The 17011-nt window shown below is 68.8% G+C and carries 15 protein-coding genes and 1 tRNA gene; 4 read left to right on the top strand and 12 right to left on the bottom strand.

The window, feature by feature from the left end; all coding sequences use genetic code 11:
• Positions 1-2: 2 nt before the first annotated feature.
• Positions 3-419, bottom strand: a complete 417-nt coding sequence (locus QTI33_RS06490) for a VOC family protein (protein WP_286504960.1) — start codon at positions 417-419, stop codon at positions 3-5.
• 64 nt (positions 420-483) lie between these two features.
• Here QTI33_RS06490 and serS point away from each other — a divergent pair, with 64 nt between their 5' ends.
• The gene (serS, locus tag QTI33_RS06495) at positions 484-1815 is read left to right on the top strand and encodes a serine--tRNA ligase (protein WP_286504961.1); all 1332 of its coding nucleotides are present in this window, start codon (positions 484-486) and stop codon (positions 1813-1815) included.
• A gap of 47 nt (positions 1816-1862) precedes the next feature.
• A tRNA-Ser gene (locus QTI33_RS06500) sits at positions 1863-1952 on the top strand.
• Between the two features lie 225 nt (positions 1953-2177).
• Here the strand turns inward: QTI33_RS06500 and pip are convergent.
• From pip to QTI33_RS06525, 5 genes are all read right to left on the bottom strand, one after another.
• Positions 2178-3131, bottom strand: a complete 954-nt coding sequence (gene pip / locus QTI33_RS06505; RefSeq protein WP_286504962.1) for a prolyl aminopeptidase — start codon at positions 3129-3131, stop codon at positions 2178-2180.
• A gap of 133 nt (positions 3132-3264) precedes the next feature.
• Positions 3265-3684: a hypothetical protein gene (locus tag QTI33_RS06510; protein WP_286504963.1), complete on the bottom strand. Its 420-nt coding sequence runs from the start codon at positions 3682-3684 to the stop codon at positions 3265-3267.
• Positions 3685-3686: 2 nt separating this feature from the next.
• Complete coding sequence (locus QTI33_RS06515) at positions 3687-5138, bottom strand: metal-dependent hydrolase family protein (RefSeq protein ID WP_286504964.1); 1452 nt, start codon at positions 5136-5138, stop codon at positions 3687-3689.
• A 28-nt stretch (positions 5139-5166) separates the two neighbouring features.
• The gene (locus tag QTI33_RS06520; RefSeq protein ID WP_286504965.1) at positions 5167-5844 is read right to left on the bottom strand and encodes a redoxin domain-containing protein; all 678 of its coding nucleotides are present in this window, start codon (positions 5842-5844) and stop codon (positions 5167-5169) included.
• A 78-nt stretch (positions 5845-5922) separates the two neighbouring features.
• On the bottom strand, positions 5923-6441 hold the full coding sequence (locus QTI33_RS06525) for an Lrp/AsnC family transcriptional regulator (RefSeq protein ID WP_286505143.1): 519 nt from the start codon (positions 6439-6441) through the stop codon (positions 5923-5925).
• 94 nt (positions 6442-6535) lie between these two features.
• Here QTI33_RS06525 and QTI33_RS06530 point away from each other — a divergent pair, with 94 nt between their 5' ends.
• Positions 6536-10126, top strand: a complete 3591-nt coding sequence (locus tag QTI33_RS06530) for an indolepyruvate ferredoxin oxidoreductase family protein (RefSeq protein WP_286504966.1) — start codon at positions 6536-6538, stop codon at positions 10124-10126.
• Between the two features lie 208 nt (positions 10127-10334).
• Positions 10335-11771 (top strand): surface-behavior sensor histidine kinase ShkS, encoded by a 1437-nt coding sequence (gene shkS, locus QTI33_RS06535; protein WP_286504967.1) that lies wholly within the window; start codon positions 10335-10337, stop codon positions 11769-11771.
• A 78-nt stretch (positions 11772-11849) separates the two neighbouring features.
• On the opposite strand, the gene QTI33_RS06540 is transcribed toward shkS, so the two are convergent.
• From QTI33_RS06540 to QTI33_RS06565, 6 genes are read right to left on the bottom strand one after another with little or no spacing between them, the layout of a single operon-like run.
• The gene (locus QTI33_RS06540; RefSeq protein WP_286504968.1) at positions 11850-12446 is read right to left on the bottom strand and encodes a response regulator transcription factor; all 597 of its coding nucleotides are present in this window, start codon (positions 12444-12446) and stop codon (positions 11850-11852) included.
• Between the two features lie 60 nt (positions 12447-12506).
• The gene (locus QTI33_RS06545; protein ID WP_286504969.1) at positions 12507-13832 is read right to left on the bottom strand and encodes a tryptophan--tRNA ligase; all 1326 of its coding nucleotides are present in this window, start codon (positions 13830-13832) and stop codon (positions 12507-12509) included.
• A 7-nt stretch (positions 13833-13839) separates the two neighbouring features.
• Positions 13840-14511: a site-2 protease family protein gene (locus QTI33_RS06550; RefSeq protein WP_286504970.1), complete on the bottom strand. Its 672-nt coding sequence runs from the start codon at positions 14509-14511 to the stop codon at positions 13840-13842.
• Positions 14512-14552: 41 nt separating this feature from the next.
• Entirely contained in the window at positions 14553-15188 is a 636-nt protein-coding gene (locus QTI33_RS06555; protein ID WP_286504971.1) for an L-threonylcarbamoyladenylate synthase, read from the bottom strand.
• Between the two features lie 28 nt (positions 15189-15216).
• Positions 15217-16152 carry a DMT family transporter gene (locus QTI33_RS06560; RefSeq protein ID WP_286504972.1) on the bottom strand — a complete coding sequence of 312 codons (936 nt, stop codon included), beginning with the start codon at positions 16150-16152 and terminating at the stop codon, positions 15217-15219.
• Positions 16152-17006 (bottom strand): 3',5'-nucleoside bisphosphate phosphatase, encoded by an 855-nt coding sequence (locus QTI33_RS06565; protein WP_286504973.1) that lies wholly within the window; start codon positions 17004-17006, stop codon positions 16152-16154. Before QTI33_RS06565 ends, QTI33_RS06560 begins: the two co-directional genes overlap by 1 nt.
• Between the last annotated feature and the right edge of the window lie 5 nt (positions 17007-17011).

The raw sequence follows: 17011 nt of genomic DNA on the forward strand, positions 1-17011 counted from the left end.
GATCAGGCCTTGGGCGGTTCTTGTTCGCAGTTGACCATCCAGGGCACGCCGAACTTGTCCTCCAGCATGCCGAAGCCGGTCGACCAGAAGGTGGGCGCGTAGGGCATCGTGACCTTGCCGCCGGCGCCGAGGGCGTTGAAGAGCTTTTCGCCTTCCTTTACGTCCTTGGCCTGCACCGACAGCGAGAAGCCGTGGTAGCCCTTGAACGGATAGCCCGGCGGGGCGTCGGACGCCATCAGCTGGTGGCCGCGCGCCTCCAGCGTGGCGTGCATGATCTTGTCCTTGTGCTCGGCCGGCGTCTCGGCCCCCATCGGGCTTTCGCCGAAGGTCATGCTGAAGAGGATCTTGCCGCCCAGCGCCTGGGCGTAGAACGCGAGCGCCTCGGCCGCGTTGCCGTTGAAGGTCAGGTAGGCTTGCATCGCAACTCCTTGGGGGAATGGGTGGGCAGCGGATGCGATGCTACGCGCACCTAAAATCACGTCCATGCTCGATATCACACTGTTACGCAAGGACCTGCCTTCGGTCGTTGCCCGCCTCGAAACCCGCAAGAAGAACCAGACCTTCCTCGACGTCGCGAAGTTCAGCGCGCTCGAGGCCGAGCGCAAGACGCTGCAGACCCGCACCGAGGAGTTGCAGGCGCGCCGCAACAGCCTCAACAAGCAGATCGGCCCGCTGAAGGCCAAGGGCGAGTCGGTCGACGCGCTGATGGCCGAGGTCAACGCACTGAAGGCCGAGCAGGAATCTTCGCTGGTGCGCCTCGACGCGATCCAACCCGAGTTGCAGGCCCTGCTGCTGGCGGTGCCGAACCTGCCGCATGGCAGCGTGCCGGTCGGCGAGGACGAGCATGCCAACGTCGAGGTGCGGCGCTGGAGCCCGCAGGGCGGCGAGGGCGGCGCGGCGACGCCGCTTGGCTTCGCGCCCAGGGACCACGTCGACCTCGGCGCCCCGCTGGGCCTCGACTTCGAGATGGGCGCCAAGCTGTCGGGCTCGCGCTTCACGGTCATGAAGGGGCCGATCGCGCGGCTGCACCGCGCCCTCGCGCAGTTCATGATCGACCTGCAGACCGAGCAGCACGGCTACACCGAGTGCTACGTGCCCTACGTCGTCAATGCCGATTCGATGCGCGGCACCGGCCAGCTGCCCAAGTTCGAAGGCGACCTGTTCGCCGCCAAGAAGGGCGGCCAGGACGGCGAGCCGGCGCCCGACCATTCGGCGCTCTATCTGATCCCGACCAGCGAGGTGCCGCTCACCAACTTCGTGCGCGACGAGGTCGTGGCCGAGGCGCAGCTGCCGATCCGGCTCACGGCCCACACGCCCTGTTTCCGCTCGGAAGCGGGCAGCGCCGGGCGCGACACGCGCGGCATGATCCGCCAGCACCAGTTCGACAAGGTCGAGATGGTGCAGGTCACGCACCCCGAGAAGAGCTACGAGGCGCTCGAGGCCATGACCGGCCACGCCGAGGCAGTGCTGAAGGCGCTCGAACTGCCGTACCGGGTGGTGCTGCTGTGCAGCGGCGACATGGGGTTCGGGTCCAGCAAGACCTACGACCTCGAAGTCTGGCTGCCGGCGCAGGACACCTACCGCGAGATCAGCTCGGTGTCGAACTGCGAAGCCTTCCAGGCGCGCCGGCTGCAGGCCCGCTTCAAGAATGCGCAGGGCAAGAACGAGCTGGTGCACACGCTCAACGGCTCGGGCCTGGCGGTGGGTCGGGCGCTGGTGGCGGTGCTCGAGAACCACCAGAGCGAGGATGGCTCGATCCGGGTGCCGGCGGCGCTGCGTCCCTACCTCGGCGGTCTCGAAGTGCTGCGAGGCTGAAAAATCAGCCAGAAAGTGCTGCTATAATCGTCGGCTCGACAGACACCGGAGAGGTGGCAGAGTGGTCGAATGTACCTGACTCGAAATCAGGCGTACTAGCGATAGTACCGAGGGTTCGAATCCCTCCCTCTCCTCCAGGACTGGCTTCCTGACGCGCCTCGCGGCGCATCGAAAAAGCCCTTGAAAGCCCCGCCAGCCGGGGCTTTTTTGCGTCTGCACGGCGGCCTCGGCAGTGCCTGTTCTCCACCGCCCCCGTGGACAGCCTTGTGGACAACGTCAGGGGTAACTCCGGGGAAGGGCTCCAGGCTTGGCTTCCGACACGATGCCTCCAAAACAGGCAGCGCGGGCCGACCCGTTTCGGCTCAGCCCTTCACGAAGCGATCGGTTGCCCGTATCAACTGGTCGAGGATGCCCGGCTCCGACCAGGCATGGCCGGCGCCTTCGATCAGGTGGAACTCGGCTTCCGGCCAGGCCTTGTGCAGCGCATGGGCGTAGCGGGCCGGGCAGGGCATGTCGTAGCGCCCGTGGACGATCACGCCGGGGATGCCGTGCAGCCGATGGGCCTCGCGCAGCAGCTGGCCCTCGTCGAGCCAGGCGCCGTGCGAGAAGTAGTGGTTCTCGATGCGGGCGAAGGCCAATGCGAAATGGCCGTCGTCATGGGCCGCCGCGATCGACGGGTCGGGCAGCAGGGTGATGGTCTGGCCCTCCCACAGGCTCCAGGCCCGGGCCGCCTCGAGCTGGCGCGCCGGGTCGTCGCCAGTGAGGAGCCGGCGGTAGGCGCCGATCATGTCGCCGCGCTCGGCCTCGGCCACCGGGGCCTGGAAGCATTCCCACTGTGCCGGGAACATCTCCGACACGCCGAACTGGTAGTACCAGGCGAGTTCCGCCCGCGTCACGGTGTAGATGCCGCGCAGCACCAGCGCGCTGACGCGCCCGGGGTGCTTCTGCGCATAGGCCAGGGCCAGGGTCGACCCCCACGAGCCGCCGAACACCAGCCACTGCGGCACGCCCATGCGTTCGCGCAGGCGCTCGATGTCGGCGACCAGGTGCCAGGTGGTGTTGGCCTCGAGCCCGGCATGGGGCGTCGAGCGGCCGCAGCCGCGCTGGTCGAACAGCAGCAGGTCGTAGCGCGATGGATCGAACAGCCGGCGATGGTCGGCCGAGATCCCGCCGCCGGGGCCGCCGTGCAGGAAGACGGCCGGCTTGCCGCCCGGCGTGCCGACCCGTTCGTAGTAGATGCGGTGGCCATCGCCGACATCGAGCAGGCCGCGCTCGTAGGGCTCGATCGGCGGATAGAGTGAAAGCAGGTCGGTCATGGTTCAGTGGGGTCAAGGGGCGGGTGCCTTTTTTTGAGGCACCGCGTTGCGAGCCAAGGCTGGAGCCCTTTCCCGGAGTTGCTACGGTCGTTGTCCACAGGGCTGTCCACGGGGGCGGTGGACAGGTCCCGGCTCACAGCCCCAGCCGTGTCAGGGCCCAGGCCACGGTGGCCAGTTCCGCCACGTTGAGCATCATCCCGGCGATGTGAAGCCGGCGAAACCGGAAGATCGCGCTGTTCGAGGCCGGGATCATGTCGCGCAGGACGTCCATGCGCGGAATCACGAGCCAGCGGCGCAGCGCGAAGGCCAGGGTGGCGATGCAGGCCATGCCCAGGGCGAAAGCGGGCTTGGCGGTCCAGGCGAAGCCGAGGGCGGCCGCGCTCGCCGTCAGCATGACGGCCAGGTAGTAGACGTTGAACAGGCCGCGGATGAAGCGCGAGTCCAGCGGGGTGTCGTGCTTGAGCACCAGCAGCGGCAGCGAGCCCATCATGAAAAAACCCATCCAGACCAGCAGCAGTACCGTCGGGATCAGCGCCATGACGATGGGCGGCATCGTCAGCCCTTGATCAGGTTCTTGTGGATCTTTCCGTCCTTCATGATGACCACCAGGCTGGCCTCGGGATTGGCGAGCAGCGACACATCGTCCAGCGGATTGCCGTCGACCAGCAGCAGGTCGGCGTAGGCGCCTGGCTCGAGCACGCCCAGCTTGGCCGGATAGGGGTTGCGCGGGCCCGACAGCGCGAGCAGCTGCGCGTTGTCGGCCGTCGCCATGGAGAGGATTTCGCGGTTCGAATACCAGCGCGTCAGGTGCGTGAGCATCGTTCCCTGGCGCTGCGCCAGCGCCGGCGCGAACAGCATGTCGGAGCCGAAGGCGGTCTTGAGCTTGTGCTTTTTCGCCAGCTTGTAGAGGTTGTCGGTGCCGGCGAACACCTGCAGCGCCGCGACCCGGTTGGGGCCCGTGAGCGCCCCCGTGTCTTCCTCGGAGAGAAAGGGCTGGGTGCTCAGCCAGACCCCCTTGTCGGCCATCATCCGGGCCGTGGTGTCGTCCATCAGGTGGGCGTGCTCGATGCACTGCGCGCCGGCCGCGACCGCCCGCTGCACGGTGGTGGCCGCATAGGCGTGCACCGTGACGTAGGTGTTCCAGTCTTTCGCGACGTCGACGGCGGCGCGCAATTCGGCCTCGGAGAGGGTCGTGAGGTCGAGCGGGCTGCGCGGCGACGAGACGCCGCCGCCGCCCACCAGCTTGATCTGCGAAGCGCCCTGGGTCAGCTGCTCGCGCACCCGCAGGCGGATCTCGTCGGGGCTGTCGACGATGGCCGCCGCACCCGTGCGCTCGACGGCGCTCGGCACGCCCGGCGAGCGCGGGAGGTCGGACAAACCGCGCAGGTCGCCGTGGCCGCCGCTGCCGGTGATCATGGCGCCGCAGGGATAGATGCGCGGCCCGGGCGTGAGCCCTTCGTCGATCGCCTGCTTGAAGGCGAACGCCGGGCCGCCGAGATCCCGCACGGTCGTGAAGCCCCGCATCAGCGTGCGCTGGGCTTCCGCGGCGGCGGCCATGTGGATGTAGCCGATGTTGCCCTGCAGCAGCACGGGCAGCGGCAGGGCCGCGAAGAGGGAATGCCAGTGGGCATCGATCAGCCCGGGCATCATGACGCGGCCGCGGGCATCGACGGTCTGCGCACCGTCGGGCGTGGCCGGCGTGCCGGTGCCGATCGACTGGATCCGGTTGCCTTCGACCAGCAGGTGCAGGCCGTCGCGCAGCGTGGTCGACCTGCCGTCGAACAGGCGCACGTTGGTGAAGAGGATCTTCGATGGCGCCGGTGTCTGTGCCTGGACGCGGAACGGCAGGCCCAGCGCGGCCACGGAAGCCGCCATGCCGGCGACGAAGCCGCGGCGCGACAGATCGGCGTCGATGCGCCGGGTCAGGGCCTGGAGTTCCGGGCGGTGGCAGAGGCAGACGGCGCGTCGAACCTCGGTGTCTTCGGTCAGTGAGCTGCAGCTGTACAAGATCGGGCTTCCAGGAACACCGCGCCACTCAATGTCGGAGGCCGCCGGTGGCGGCGATGATATCCGCCGCGGTCGGGAACAGGGAGATGCTGTTCGGCCCGTCCATGGCCTCGATCTGCACCCAGCTGACGATGCCCTGGGCATCGATGAGGAAGTGGCCGGCAAGCTGGGTGGGGTGGCTGGCCAGCATCGCCTCGTCGGCTTCGGTCATGGAGAAGCCGTCCTTGGCATTGAGTGCCGGGTTGGCCCCCATCGGGTTCATCGGTTCCGGCAACTCGCCGGTCGGATTGATGCGCGCCGCCTCGAACTCCGCCATGCTCGCGAGATAGGGCCAACGGGGGCTGTCGGTGCTGCCCTCCGGCAGGAACTCGGCCCGCGGCACGCCGAAGGCCTGGTGGGTGAGGCAGTCCGGGTCGCTGAGCAGCATGACCGGCGTCGGCCGATAGCGGAAGTAGAGGCTGGCGCGCTCGACCGGCGTGTTGATCACGGCCACGGTGTCGATGCCGGCTGCGTGCAGCGACGGCTGGACCTCGCCGAGCCGCAGCACCTGCCGCCGGCAGAACGGGCAATGCAGTCCGCGAAAGAAGCCGATCAGGAACGGCCGGCCCCGCAGGTCGGCGAGCGACACCCGGCCTTCGTGATTGGCGGCAGGCAGCGAGAACGCGGGCGCCGCTTCTCCCGGTTGCAGGGGATGTTTCTGGTCCACGGGAACTCCTTTGTCCGGGCGCAGACGGGAATCGGACCGTATCACTTGTTCCGGGCCGGCACAACGCGTCGGCCGCCCTCAGCGCCGCCGCCCGCGCGCCGGTGCGGCCGGCTGCACCACCTGCTCGATCGGCAGCGCCATCTCCGACTTCACCTGCCGCAGCACGATGCTCGAGCGCACGTGCGTCACGCCCGGGAGGCTGAACAGGGTCTCGTGCAGGAAGCGCTCGTAGTGCTTCATGTCCTGCACCAGCACCGTCAGGATGTAGTCCGCCGGACCGGTGGCCGACACGCAGCTGGTGATCTGCGGGCTGGCGGCGACCGCGTCCTCGAAGCGCTGCACCTGCGATTCGCTGTGGCGGTCGAGGTTGACCTCGGCCACCGCGGCGACATGCAGGCCGACCTTCTCGCGGTCGATCAGCGCGGTGTAGCCGCGGATCACGCCGGCCGCCTCCATGTCCTTGATGCGCTTCCAGCAGGGGGTCGGCGAGAGCCCCACCGCCTCCGAGATCTGCTGCACCGTCTGCCGCGCATCGCGCTGCAGCTCGAAAAGGATCTTCAGGCTGTGGGCGTCAAGAAGAATGGAATCGACGTTCATGGCGTATTTGGAGAATTTCATCCTCCATTCAGGGGGATTCCATAGTGTATTGAAGAAGCACTTACTCGCTGCGCGATGGAACAATTTCGGCCATATGACAAGCCTCCCCCACGATCCGAACGTCCTGCGCACCGACTACAAGCTGAGCGACAGCCTGTGGGCGACCTCGGGCGCCGTCTTCCTGACCGGCACCCAGGCGCTGATCCGCATCCTGCTGATGCAGCGCCAGCGCGACGCGGCCCGCGGCCTCGGCACCCAGGGCTTCATCAGCGGCTACCGCGGCTCGCCGCTGGGCATGGTCGACCAGGCGATCTGGAAGGCCGGCAAGGGCTTCGAGGAAGCCGGCATCCGCTTCGTGCCGGCGATCAACGAGGAACTGGCGGCCACCCAGGTGCTCGGCACCCAGCGGGTCGAGTCCGACCCCGAGCGCACGGTCGAGGGCGTGTTCGCCATGTGGTACGGCAAGGGCCCGGGCGTCGACCGCGCCGGCGATGCGCTCAAGCATGGCAACGCCTACGGCTCGTCGCCGCACGGCGGCGTGCTGGTGGTGGCGGGCGACGACCATGGCTGCGTCTCGTCGTCGATGCCGCACCAGAGCGACCACGCCTTCGTGGCCTGGAGCATGCCGGTGCTGCAGCCGGCCTCGGTGGCCGAGTACCTCGAGTTCGGCCTCTACGGCTACGAACTGTCGCGCTACTCGGGCGCCTGGGTCGGAATGGCGGCGCTGTCGGAAGTGGTCGAAAGCGGCAGCACGGTCGACCTCGACCTCGTCAACGCCCGCGCCGCCGCCTGGGCCGATGCTGACACGGTGCATGCCGCCACCGGCCACCGGGAACCGGTCGACGGCCTGCACTACCGCTGGCCCGACCTGCCGTCGCTGCGCATCGAATCGCGCCTGGCCGACAAGCTCGAGGCAGTGGCGGCCTTCGCGCGCGTCAACAGCATCGACCGCCACGTGATCGAGAGCCCGCAGGCCAAGGTCGGCATCGTGACCTGCGGCAAGGCGCACTACGACCTGATGGAGGTGCTGCGCCGCCTGGAGATCACGCCGGACGCCCTGGCGCGCGCCGGCGTGCGGCTCTACAAGGTGGGGCTGAGCTTCCCGATCGAGCAGGGCCGCATCCAGGCTTTCGCGCAGGGCCTGGACGAGATCCTGATCGTCGAGGAGAAGGGCGCGATCGTCGAGACCCAGCTGCGCGACCTGTTCTACAACGCGCCGCCCGAGGCCCGCCCGGCGCTGATCGGCAAGCAGGACCGCGACGGCCGGCCGCTGGTGTCGGCGCTCGGCGAGTTGCGGCCTTCGCGGCTGATCGAGCTGGTGGCCCACTGGCTGGCGGCCCATTTCCCCGGCCACGCCGAATTCGGCGACCACCTGCAGCACGTGCGTGACTTCACGCCGCCCGAACTGCTCAGCAACGACGGCGACTCGGTCAAGCGGGTGCCGTACTTCTGCGCCGGCTGCCCGCACAACACCAGCACCAAGGTGCCCGAGGGTTCGACCGCGCGCGCCGGCATCGGCTGCCACTTCATGGCCAACTGGATGGACCGCAGCACGGCCGGCCTGATCCAGATGGGCGGCGAGGGCGTCGACTGGGTCTCGCATTCGATGTTCACGCGCACGCCGCACGTGTTCCAGAACCTCGGCGACGGCACCTACTACCACTCGGGCTACCTGGCGATCCGCCAGGCGGTGGCGGCCAAGGCCACGCTGACCTACAAGATCCTCTTCAACGACGCGGTGGCGATGACCGGCGGCCAGCCGGTCGACGGCATCATCAGCGTCGACGCGATCGCGCGCCAGGTCGAATCCGAAGGCGTGAAGCAGGTGGTGGTGGTCAGCGATGCGATCGAGAAGTACGACGCCATCAAGGGCAAGTTCCCGGCCGGCACCGAGTTCCACGACCGCGCCGAGCTCGACGCGGTGCAGCGCCGCCTGCGCGAAGTGCCTGGTGTCACGGTGCTGATCTACGAGCAGACCTGCGCCGCGGAAAAGCGCCGCCGCCGCAAGAAGGGCGAGCTGGCCGACCCGGACAAGCGCCTGTTCATCAACGAGGCGGTGTGCGAAGGTTGTGGCGACTGCACCGTGCAGAGCAACTGCGTGGCGGTGCTGCCGCACGAGACCGACCTCGGCCGCAAGCGCAAGATCGACCAGACCAGCTGCAACAAGGACTATTCCTGCGCCAAGGGCTTTTGCCCGAGCTTCGTCGGTGTCAGCGGCGGCAGGCTGCGCAAGAAGAGCGGCGCGCTGGCGGCCGGCAAGGACGCCTTCCTGCAGCACGTGGCGGCGCTGCCGCGGCCGGCGGCCCACGGCTGGACCGCGCCCTACGACCTGCTGGTGACCGGTGTCGGCGGCACCGGCGTCGTCACCGTGGGCGCAGTCATCGCGATGGCCGCGCACCTCGAGGGCAAGTCAGCCAGCGTGCTCGACTTCATGGGCTTCGCGCAGAAGGGTGGCGCGGTGTTGAGCTTCGTGCGGCTGGCCGACACGCCCGAGCGGCTGAACCAGGTGCGCATCGACACCCAGCAGGCCGATGCGATCCTGGCCTGCGACGTGGTGGTGGGCGCCTCGGCCGATGCGCTGCAGACCGTGCGCCACGGCCGCACCCGCATCCTCGCGAACATGCACGAGATCCCGGTGGCCGAGTCGCTGCGCAACCCCGACGCCGACCTCAAGACCGCGCTGCTGCTCGAGAAGATGCGCTTCGTCGCCGGGCGCGACCAGGTCCAGACCTTCGACGCCCAGACCCTGGCCGAAGAGTTCCTCGGCGACACGCTGGCATCGAACATCCTGGCCGCCGGCTACGCCTGGCAATGCGGCCTGATCCCGCTGAGCCTGGAGGCGCTGACGCGCGCGATCGAGCTCAACGGCGTCGCCGTGGCTTCGAACCTGATGGCCTTCTCGCTCGGCCGGCTGGCGGCCGGCGATCCGCGGGCGATCGAGGCGCTGCGCGGCGCGCCGGCGGCGGTGGCCGAGAACGAATCGCTGGACGCGTTGGTGGCGCGCGGCATGCGCCATCTCGCCGGCTACCAGAACGCGGCCTGGGCGAAGCGCTTCGAGGCCCGGGTGCTGGCGCTGCGCGAGCGCGAAGCCGCCCTGGCCGGCGGCGATGCCTCGCTGCCCGTCACGCGCAACGCGGCGCAGAGCCTGCTCAAGCTGATGAGCTACAAGGACGAGTACGAAGTGGCCCGCCTGTACAGCGACGGCAACTTCCGCGAGAAGCTGGCCGAGCAGTTCGAGGGCGAGCTGAAGCTCGAATTCCACATGGCGCCGCCCTTCCTCGCCAAGCCCCGCAACGGCCAGCCACCGGTCAAGATCCGGCTCGGCGGCTGGATGCTGCCGGCGATGAAGTGGCTGGCGCGCGGCAAGGCCCTGCGCGGCACCGCCTTCGACCTGTTCGGCCACACCGAGGAACGCCGCCTGGAGCGCGAGCTGATCGCGCGCCTCGAGGCCCGGCTCGACGAGCTGGCGGCCGGGCTGTCGGCCGCCAACCAGCGGCTGGCGGCTCAGATCGCCGCCGTGCCGCTGGCGATCCGCGGCTACGGCCACGTGAAGCTGGCCAACCTGGCGCTGGCGCGCGGCCGCGAGGCCGAACTGCTGCACCGCTTCGCGCCCGAGCGCTATCCGCGGCCGGTGGTGGAGGCGAAGGCGGGGCAGATCCGGGGGATTGCGGTGGTGGCGCAGTGAGCAGATTCATGGCGGGGGCGTTGTGCGAACGCGACGAACAAGGCCATGATTTGGCCGGTGACCTGCTGCCGGCCATTTAAGATCAGGCGCTAGCGCCTCGCGCACCCCGGGGTGTGTGGCACGAGGCGGCACGCTCCCATGTGCCGCATGCAGGGCCCCCTCGCGAGGGGCCTTTTTTTTTGGCCTGGATGACAAGGGCGTGATAGCCATGATGGGTAATTCGTCGTTCGCGGGGCTGGGCAATTCGTCCTTCGCCAGCCTCACACCGGCACCGGCTTCTGCCGACGAGGCGGAACCGTGGGTGCGCGGCGAACTGATCCGCAGCCTGATGCGGGCCTCGCGCGGCTCCTACCTGCTGGCGGCGGCGCTGATGCCGGCGATGGTGGGCCTGAGCTGGGGCCATGTGCCGGCCTGGCAGCTGATCGTCTGGCTGGTCATCGGCATCGTCGCCACCGGCTGCCGGATCTGGGGCGAGCAGCTCTATGCGCGCCACTACGCCGACCGCGATTCGGCGGCGCAGCAGTACTTTGTCGAGCGCTACCGCTATCTCTGGAGCGCCAGCGGCTTCGCCTGGGGCCTGTCGATCCTGATCTTCTTCGAGCGCACGCCGCTGGTGAACCAGTTCATGAGCTGGCTGATCGTCGCCGGCGTCGCGACCTTTCCGCTCAACGGGCTGGCGCTGCACCCGCCGCTGCTGCGGCGCTACGTCAACACCCTGTTCTTCACGATGCTGGCGGCGATCATCCTGCGCATGATCGAGCTCAAGTTCGAGCGGCCCCATTTCCACTACGGCTTCCTGATGCTGCCGGTGCTGCACTGGTGGCTGCTGCTGCGGGCCGGCCGGCGCATTCACGAGACCGCGCGCAACAGCTTCGAGCTGCTCTTCCACAACCACATCCTGATCAATTCGCTGACCCAGCAGCGGCAGGCGGCGGTCTCGGCGGTGGCCATGAAGAACCGCTTCCTTGCGAGCGCCGCGCACGACATGCGGCAGCCCGTGCTGGCGCTGTCGCTGTATGCCGACTGGCTGCGCAACGAGCCCGAGCTGGTGGCCGACATCGCGCCCAAGATCGTCCGTGCCACGCACGCCGTGAATGCGCTGTTCGATTCGTTGTTCGACCTGGCGCGCATCGATTCGGGCCAGGTGCGGCTGCACATCGAGCGGGTCGACGTGGCCCAGCTGCTGCACGACCTGGAACTGCAGTACCGGCCGGTGGCCGAGGCCAAGGGCCTGACCTTCCGCATGCACGTGACGCCCGGCACCGTGCTGACCGACCCGATCCGGGTCCGCCGGATGATCGGCAACCTGCTGGCCAACGCCACCAAGTACACCGCCGAGGGCGGAATCCTGCTGGCATCGCGGCAGACCCGCGACGGCCTGCGGGTGGAAGTGTGGGACACCGGCATCGGCATCGCACGCGAGCACCTGCGCGATGTCTTCCTGGAGTTCTACAAGGTGGCCGACCATGCCGGCACCTCGGACGGCTTCGGCCTGGGCCTGGCGATCGTGGCGCGGCTGTCGCACGCGCTCGGCCATCCGGTCAGCGTGCGCTCGCGGCTGGGCCGGGGCAGCGTGTTCCGCGTCGCCCTGCACGACGCCGACGAGACCCAGGCCCAGACCCGGATCTCGGGCGCTGTCGGTTAGGCCGACGCCGGGCCGCCCCAAGGCGGCCTGCGCCCCCTCGGGGGCAGCGACACACGCAGTGAGGAGCGTGGGGGCTGGTCAGCCCGAGAGAAGCCCGTTCGTGCGGGCGTGGTGCAGCGCCTGCGTCCGGCTCTTCACGCCCAGGCGACGGAACAGCCGCCACAGGTGGACCTTGACCGTATGCTCGCTGATGTCCAACTCGGTGGCGATGTCGCGGTTGCTCATGCCCTGGTCGAGCATGGCGATCAGCTGGGTCTGGCGCTTCGACAGCTTGCTGTTGGCGGCGGCCACCGGCTCCTCGGCGTCGGTGTCGGCCATCAGCAGGCCGCGCAGGGCGGCGGTGAGCTCGGCCGAACTGGCCGATTTCTCGATGTAGGTGTCGGCGCCGGCCTCGATGCAGGCCTCTTCCATGTCGGCCGACGGCGAGGCGGAATAGACCGCGATCGGCACGTCCGGGTAGGCCTGCTTGACCGCCATGACGCCCGAGACGCCGGTGGTGTCGGGGAGCTTCAGGTCGAGGCAGAAGAGGCCGGGCGCCCCGTGCTGCTTGACGGCCGCTGCCAGCTTGTCGAGGCGCTCGAGTTCGACGATGTTCTCGGCCGGCCGCAGGCGCCGAAGCACCATCACGATCGCGTCGCGCATCAGGGGGTGGTCGTCAATGACATAGATACTCATGATTTACTCGCAGTGTCCGCGGGTCGGGCGCTGCCCATCGCCGCGGGTAATTGACTCACTTCAACCCTCGCTCGCCGCATCGGCTGCAGCAAGCGCCTCCAGTGCGGCCGAAGCCGCACGCATACCCTCGTTGTCCAGTGGCTCTAGCTGCGCGGCGAACTGCGCCAGGGCGTCCGCGCGCTGCTGGCGCAAGGTGCCGATGGCCCGACCCGCCTCCTGCGGCGACGCGAACCCTCGGCTTTGTACCAGTTGGACCCCACTGGCGTCGAGCAACTTGAAATAGAACAGCCCGTCGCTGTCGCGGTATTGCTTGAAGCTCGGCCGCGCCACCTTGGCCGCCTTGCGGGACACCCCCGGGTCGCGGCTGGCCAGGTTGCGCAGGCCGACCGCCTGCCGCACACCCTCCATGAAGGGGCGCGACAGGGCGCGCGCCTTCTCGGCGCCGGCGCGCAGGACCCGCTCGATCTGGGCCGGGTCGTTGAGCAGGGCGTCGTAGTGGGCCCGCATCGGCGCCACCTCGCGGTCGATGCGCTCGAACAACAACTGCTTGGCGTCGCCCCAGGCGATGCCGCCGGCGAAGGCCTGGCGCAGGCTTTCGGTCTCTTCGTCGTCGGCGAAGGCCTGGTAGATCTGGAACAGCGCCGAGCCCTCGGTTTCCTTGGGCTCGCCCGGCGCGCGCGAATCGGTCACGATGCCGTTGATCAGCTTCTGCAGCTGGGCGCGCGGCGTGAAGAGCGGGATCGTGTTGTCGTAGCTCTTGCTCATCTTGCGGCCGTCGAGGCCGGGCAGGGTCGCCACCGAGTCGTCGATCTCGGCCTCGGGCAGCGTGAAGTGCTCGCCGTAGAGATGGTTGAAGTGCTGCGCCATGTCGCGCGCCATCTCGATGTGCTGCACCTGGTCGCGCCCCACCGGCACCTTGTGGGCGTTGAACATCAGGATGTCGGCGCCCATCAGCACCGGGTACATGAACAGGCCCGCGCTGACGTCGGCGTCCGGGTCTTCGCCGCGGGCGGCGTTCTTGTCGACCTGCGCCTTGTAGGCATGGGCGCGGTTGAGCAGGCCCTTGCCGGTGACGCAGGTCAGGAACCAGGTCAGCTCGGGGATCTCGGGGATGTCGGACTGGCGATAGAAGGTGACCCGCTCGGGGTCGAGGCCGCAGGCCAGCCAGCTGGCGGCGATCTCGAGCGTCGAGCGCTGGATGCGGGCCGGCTCGTCGGTCTTGATCAGCGCGTGGTAGTCGGCCAGGAAATAGAAGCTCTGGACGTCGTCGCGCCGGCTGAAGCGCACCGAATGGCGGATCGAGCCGACGTAGTTGCCCAGGTGCGGCGTGCCGCTGGGAGTGATGCCGGTCAGGTAGCGGATGGGCGTGTCGGGAAGCAGGGCCATGGGAAGTTCAGCGAATGAGGGCGGTGAGCGGGCTCAGGAGCAGCGTGATGGCCTGGTAGCCGAAGGCCATCAGCGGACTCAGCCACCAGGTGCTGACGATGCCGGCGATGACCAGGCCCATCACGATGAAGAAGCCGTAGGGCTCGATGCGGGCCAGGAACTCCTGGGGGCCGCCGCGCGGCAGCAGGCCGGCCAGCACCCGGCCGCCGTCCAGCGGGGGCAGCGGGAACAGGTTGAAGGCCCACATGACGAGGTTGACCAGCACGCCGCCCTGGGCCATCTTGATGAAAAAGGTCTCGTCGATGCCGGCGCCGACCAGGCCGACCAGGAACAGCGCCCAGAGAATGGCCTGGAAGAAGTTGGAGGCCGGCCCGGCCAGCGCGACCCAGACCATGTCGCGCTTGGGATGGCGCAGGCGGTTGAAGTTGACCGGGACCGGCTTGGCGTAGCCGAACAGGAAGGCGCCCGAGGTGGCGAAATACAGCAGCAGCGGCATCAGGATGGTGCCGATCGGGTCGATGTGCTTGATCGGGTTGAGCGTGACCCGGCCCATCACGTAGGCCGTGTTGTCGCCGAAATACCGCGCCACATAGCCATGGGCGGCCTCGTGGATGGTGATCGCGAAGACCACCGGCAAGGCGTAGATCAGGACGGTTTGGATGAGATTTGAAATATCCACCGCCGGATTGTCTCAGACGGTCCGGATGTCCCTTGCGGGACTCACAGGCCGATGGTGGCCAGCGGGCCGCGGCCCTGCCGCACCAGCAGCGGATCGCCGCCCGCGCCCATGGGCGTGAGGTCGACCACGGTGGTCGGCTCGGACGGGCAGGCACCGGCATCGATCACCCCGCCGATCTGTTTCTCGAAGCGCTCGCGGATCTGGGTCGGGTCGTTCATGGCCTCGGTCTCGCCGGGCGGGATCAGGGTGGTGGCGAGCAGCGGCTCGCCATGCAAGGTCAGCAGTTCGAGCAGCACCCGGTGGTCGGGCACCCGCAGGCCGATGGTCTTGCGCTGCGGATGGCTGACCCGGCGCGGCACTTCCTTGGTCGCCTCGAGCAGGAAGGTGTAGGGGCCGGGCGTGGCCGCCTTCAGCAGCCGGTACTGCTTGTTGTCGACCCGGGCGTAGTTCGACAGCTCGCTCAGGTCGCGGCAGATCAGGGTCAGGTGGTGCTTGTCGTCGACCTGCCGGATCCGGCGCAGCTGGTCGACCGCGTCCTTGTCGTCCAGGTGGCAGGCCAGCGCGTAGCTGGAGTCGGTGGGAACGGCGACGATCTCGCCGCGCGCCAGCAGGGCGGCGGCCTGCTTCAGCAGCCGCTGCTGGGGGTTGTCGGGGTGGACTTCGAAAAACTGGGCCATGGGGTCGATTCTGCCGCCTGGCGGCGGATCATGATTCGGCGGGCTCGATGGGCACCCGGCGTTCCCGGACGGTGAGCCAGGCGCCGGCCGCCCCGCAGACCGCGATCATCCCCATGCCGATCAGCGAAATGCGGTCCGGCACATAGGAAAACATGACCCAGCCGCCCAGCATCGCGAAGGCGATCTGGGCATAGAGGTAGGGCGTGAGGGTGGAGGCCGGGGCGCGCTGGTAGGCCAGGATCAGGATGAAATGGCCGACCGTGCCCATGAAGCCCATCAGGCACAGCAGGGCCCACCAGTGCCAGGAGGGCAGGGCGGTCCAAACGAAGGGCAGCGCGAACGACGCCAGCAGGGCGCCGACCCAGCCGGTGTAGAAGTGCATCGTGAGCGGGTTCTCGGTCTGCGCCAGCTTGCTGGTCAGCACCTGGAACCAGGCGTTGGTCAGCACCAGCCCGATCGGCAGGAACATGGCCCAGCTGAAGGCGTCGCCGCCCGGCCGCAGGATGACCAGGGTGCCGGCGAAGCCGCCCGCCACCAACGCCCAGCGCAGCGGCGACACGTGCTCCTTGAGCGTGGTGGCCGCCAGCAGCGTGATGACCAGCGGCGCGATCAGCACGATCGAGGTGAATTCGGCCAGCGGCATGTAGCGCAGGCTGAAGAAGGCCAGCGTGCTGGAGGCCAGCAGCAGGGCGCCGCGCAGCAGTTGGTAGCGCGGGTGGCCGGTACGAAGCAGCGCCGTGCCGTGGCGCGGCAGCAGCACCAGCGTGGTCGCCACCGCCTGGAAGATGTAGCGCACCCAGACGCCCATCAGGATCGGCACCGCCGCGGTCGACAGCTTGGTGGCGGTGTCCAGGGTGGCGAAACAGGCGACCGCCAGCAGCACCAGCCCGATGCCGGCCAGGATCCGCTCGGACTCCAGGTCGCGCGTGCTCCTGCCGGCGGTGGCCTCGCTCGCCGCCGCCATCACTGGATGCGGTGCGCCAGCAGGTCCCAGACCGGCGTCAGCTTGCCCGGCAGGGGCGGCAGCTTGCCGAGGTCGCAATGGCTCTCGTCGGGGCTGTGGAAATCGCTGCCGCGCGAGGCGGCGAAGTCGAACTCGAGCGCCTTGTCGGCGTACTCGACGTACTCGGCCGGCGTGTGGCTGCCGGTGACGACCTCGATCGCCTGGCCGCCATGGGCCTTGAACTCGACGAACAGGGCGTATTCCTCGTTGGCCGTGAACTTGTAGCGGCCGGGATGGGCGATCACGGCCATGCCCTTGGCCTCGGTGATCCACTGCACCGCATCCTTGAGCGTGGCCCAGCGGTGCGGCACGTAGCCCGGCTTGCCTTCGGTCAGGAACTTGCGGAACACCTCGGCGGTGTCGCGGCAATGGCCGGCCTCGACCAGGAAACGGGCGAAATGGGTGCGCGAGATCAGTTCGGGGTTGCCGACGAAGCGCAGCGCGCCCTCGTAGGCGCCCAGGATGCCGGCCTTGGCCAGGCCTTCGGACATCTCCTGCGCGCGCTTGCCGCGCCCGCCCCGGGTGTCGTAGAGGCCCCGGCTGATCGCGGCGTCGTCGGGGTCGAAGCCCAGCCCGACGATGTGGACGGTCTCGCCGGCGAAGGTGACCGAGATCTCGGTGCCCGTGAGGTACTTCATGCCCTGCGCGCGGGCGGCGGCGGCGGCCCGGTGCTGGCCGCCGATCTCGTCGTGGTCGGTCAGCGACCAGAGCTCGACCCCGTTGGCGGCGGCGCGCTCGGCCAGCGCCTCCGGCGTCAGGGTGCCGTCCGACACCACGGAGTGGCAGTGCAGGTCGGCGTTGAGGAGGGAGGTCACCGAGC

This window comes from Variovorax davisae, assembly GCF_030316845.1.
Classification (GTDB): Bacteria; Pseudomonadota; Gammaproteobacteria; order Burkholderiales; family Burkholderiaceae_C; genus Variovorax; species Variovorax davisae.